The sequence below is a fragment of the Mesobacillus subterraneus genome (genome assembly GCF_023715485.1).
In the GTDB taxonomy this organism is placed as follows: domain Bacteria; phylum Bacillota; class Bacilli; order Bacillales; family Cytobacillaceae; genus Mesobacillus; species Mesobacillus subterraneus_B.
Window position 1 is genome coordinate 1 of sequence record NZ_JAMBOF010000036.1, and the last position, 3,420, is coordinate 3,420.

At 42.0% G+C, this 3,420-nt stretch carries 5 protein-coding genes; 4 read left to right on the forward strand and 1 reads right to left on the reverse strand.

Going from position 1 to position 3,420, the window contains the following annotated elements; all coding sequences use genetic code 11:
- Window positions 1-343: 343 nt before the first annotated feature.
- From M3204_RS23385 to M3204_RS23400, 4 genes are all read left to right on the forward strand, one after another.
- Complete coding sequence (locus M3204_RS23385) at window positions 344-2,002, forward strand: ribonuclease J (protein WP_353056066.1); 1,659 nt, start codon at window positions 344-346, stop codon at window positions 2,000-2,002.
- Window positions 2,003-2,126: 124 nt separating this feature from the next.
- The gene (locus M3204_RS23390; protein WP_251489019.1) at window positions 2,127-2,540 is read left to right on the forward strand and encodes an SRPBCC family protein; all 414 of its coding nucleotides are present in this window, start codon (window positions 2,127-2,129) and stop codon (window positions 2,538-2,540) included.
- A gap of 1 nt (window position 2,541) precedes the next feature.
- Complete coding sequence (locus tag M3204_RS23395; RefSeq protein ID WP_251489036.1) at window positions 2,542-2,865, forward strand: ArsR/SmtB family transcription factor; 324 nt, start codon at window positions 2,542-2,544, stop codon at window positions 2,863-2,865.
- 12 nt (window positions 2,866-2,877) lie between these two features.
- On the forward strand, window positions 2,878-3,273 hold the full coding sequence (locus tag M3204_RS23400; RefSeq protein ID WP_251489039.1) for a VOC family protein: 396 nt from the start codon (window positions 2,878-2,880) through the stop codon (window positions 3,271-3,273).
- 65 nt (window positions 3,274-3,338) lie between these two features.
- Here M3204_RS23400 and M3204_RS23945 read toward each other — a convergent pair whose 3' ends face one another.
- A complete protein-coding gene (locus M3204_RS23945) occupies window positions 3,339-3,419 on the reverse strand; it encodes an IS3 family transposase (protein ID WP_353056065.1) in 81 nt (26 codons plus the stop codon).
- Window position 3,420: the final 1 nt, after the last annotated feature.

The following is a 3,420-nucleotide window of genomic DNA, read 5'->3' on the forward strand; positions in this document are numbered from 1 at the left end:
TCTGTGTTAAAATTGGACATGGATAAAGTACTCCTCTCAAAAGGTTATTGTGGTGATAACTCAGAGAGTACTTTGTCCTTTTTTCTTTGTCTAGAAAAAGGCCTTACACATACATTTATAAACCATCCAATAAAATTAAATTATCGCCAATAAGTGTTTTTTGATGAATTAAAATCATTGAGTTTTCTTCAAATAAACAGTTTACCGAATTAAATATACTAATTTTCTTCAATAAAAACTAGAAATACCTGTTTGGTGAAGTCCAATTCCCTCTTAGAGACTAAATAATCGGTTAAAAACTGGCAATACTAACAAAATCGATTACGGATTAGGAGGATATGACGTGACTTTATCTATATTCGCCTTGGGCGGCATTAATGAAATCGGAAAAAACATGTATGTTGTCCAATATGGGGACGATATTTTTGTGATTGACTGCGGAGGGAAGTTTCCTGATGAGAGTCTATTAGGAATCGATTTAATCATCCCGGAAATGACTTACCTTGAAGAAAATCGAGAAAAAATCAAAGGAATGATTGTGACCCATGGACACGAGGACCATATTGGCGGGGTACCATATTTTTTCAAGAAATTGAAAGCGCCAGTTTATGCGACTGATTTCACTCTAGGGTTAATTGAACTGAAACTTGGTGAGCACAAGCTCCTGAGAGGGACTGAGCTGAATAAAATCAATTCGGATTCAATATTGGATTTCGGCAAGGTGAAGGTTTCTTTTTTCAAAGTAAGCCACAGCATCCCTGATTGTCTTGGAATTGTATTCCACACTCCTGAGGGGAATGTTGTCCATACCGGAGACTTCAAATTCGATTTGACGCCTGCGAATGATGAGCAGTCAGAAATCCATAAGATGGCGAAGATCGGTACTGAAGGTGTCATGGCGCTGCTATCAGAGAGCACGAATGCTGAGCGTACTGGTTTGACGCCTTCGGAGCGAATGGTGGCCAGCCATCTCGAAGAAGCCTTCATGAAGGCTGATGGGAAAATTTTCGTTTCAACATTTGCCTCTAACGTCAACAGGGTTCAGCAGGTTGTCGAAGCAGCGATAAAGACGAACAGGAAGCTCGCATTACTTGGCCGGAGTATGGTGAACGTAGTCGACGTGGCGATAGAAAGAGGTTACTTGAATGTTCCTGAAGGCATGCTAATTCAACCAAATGTTGTCGACCAGCTGGATCCTGATAAAGTGGCGATTCTTTGTACAGGCAGCCAGGGAGAGCCGATGGCTGCACTTTCCCGCCTCTCAACTGGAAACTTCCGAGACGTCTCGATCTATCCTGGAGATACAGTCATCATGGCTGCGTCTCCGATTTCTGGGAATGAAAAGGATGTTTCCAAGATTATCGATAATTTGTTCAAACTCGGTGCGAAAGTCATTTACGGCTCCGGCAGCACAACTGGCATGCATGTTTCCGGCCATGGCTACCAGGAAGATCTCAAGCTGATGCTGACTTTGATGAAGCCAAAGTATTTCATCCCGATTCATGGTGAGTACAGGATGCTGCATCACCACCGCTTGCTGGCAGAATCCGTTGGTGTAGAAAAAGGGAATACATTCATCGTTAAAAATGGTGATATTGTTGACATAGAAAATGGAGAAGCGCGCCAGACCCGCAATGTTCCAGCAGGTGACACGTACGTTGATGGCGTAAGTGTCGGCGATGTCGGTGAAATCGTGCTTAGGGACAGAAAGCAGCTATCCGAGGATGGAATGCTAGTCATTGTCCTGACATTAAGCAAAGCCGAACGGAAAATCATCTCCGGACCGGATACTATATCGCGCGGGTTTGTTTTTGTGAAAAACTCCGAAGACCTAATGAGAGATGTAAACAGCATCGTGACGAAAACGGTGACTGACCTTCAGGAAGACAATGTCCATCGTTGGAATGTCATTAAACAGGGCATCAAAAAAGCAGTTGGTCAGCATATCTTCCAAAAGACAAGAAGAAGGCCGATGATTTTGCCGATTATAATTGAAATTTAAATTTTCATAGTGGACCAGGTACTATACTTTGTGCCTGGTCCATTTTATTGACATGACACTAAAAGGTGTTATATATTTTTAAAGTGACACCAAATAGTGTTATTACCTAATGGAGGCTATAAACATGGATACACAAAGAGAAATTCGTAAAAGTATCGTTCTAAATGCGCCAATTGAAAAAGTATGGAAAGCAGTCGCAACATCAGAAGGAATCGAAGCCTGGTGGATGCCAAATACATTTGAAGCCGAAGTTGGCAAGGAGTTCATTCTCCACGCAGGCCCATTTGGTGACTCGCCATGCAAAGTCACAGAATTGGATCCACCGTATCGTCTGGGCTTTGATTGGGGAAAGGATTGGCACCTTGTTTTTGAATTGAAGGAGTTGGAAGGAAAGACAGAGTTCACTTTAATCCATTCAGGATGGGATCCAGAAAAGGTTACTGAATTTGGACAGCCTCATACAATTATTCAGGGTATTATGGATAATGGCTGGGAAAAAATCGTTAACGAAGCCCTGCCATCTTATATAGAGGGTTAAAATGGCAATTCCCCAAGCGAAACATGATGTGTTTCAGGCAGTGGCCGATCCTACTCGCCGAAAAATACTAAAGTTGCTAGCAGAACAGGAGATGCCGATTGCTTTGATTACTGATAGCTTTCCGATTACGAGGACAGCTATCAATAAACATTTGTTTGTCCTTTCAGAAGCTGGTCTTGTCTCAAGTAAGAGGGTTGGCCGGGAAACTCGCTATAGCCTTCAGCCGGATCCGCTAAAAGAGTTACAAGAATGGCTGTCCTTTTTCGAGCTTTATTGGGATAATAAACTCTCTGCACTGAAGAACTTCGTGGAATCGGATGAATAGAAAGGAGTTAATATGGAAAAAGTAACCCCATTTTTGATGTTCGAGGGAAATGCTGAGGAAGCGATGAACTTCTACACATCGCTGGTCCAAGATTCGAAAATCACAAGTATATCAAAATATGGAGCGGATGGTCCTGGGATAGAAGGAACCGTCTTTCAGGCAACCTTTACATTAAAAGGACAGGAGTTCATGTGCATTGACAGCTATGTTAATCATGAATTCACCTTTACGCCTTCGTTTTCCATTTTTTTAACCTGCAGCACAGAAGAGGAAATCGACCTGCTTTTTGAAAAGTTGTCTGATAAAGGTTCCGTATTGATGCCATTAGGCGACTATTCATTCAGCAAAAAATTCGGCTGGATAGCAGACAAGTTCGGTGTTTCCTGGCAACTTACTCTTCCAAAATAAATTGCTTAAGCATGGAGTTTTGAACTGCTCCCCGTCAAGTAGACAGTGGAAATAATAAAAACAATCTAAGCGGCTTTAGCCCTGTATTCTAGGGGGCTAAGGCCGTTTAATCTTTTTTGGTAACGTTCATGATTATAAAAGTATATG

Bases quoted from the DNA above. Each gene is read 5' to 3' on its own strand.
- M3204_RS23390 (WP_251489019.1), top strand. From the start codon at position 2,127: ATGGATACACAAAGAGAAATTCGTAAAAGTATCGTTCTAAATGCGCCA.
- M3204_RS23400 (WP_251489039.1), top strand. From the start codon at position 2,878: ATGGAAAAAGTAACCCCATTTTTGATGTTCGAGGGAAATGCTGAGGAA.
- M3204_RS23395 (WP_251489036.1), top strand. From the start codon at position 2,542: ATGGCAATTCCCCAAGCGAAACATGATGTGTTTCAGGCAGTGGCCGAT.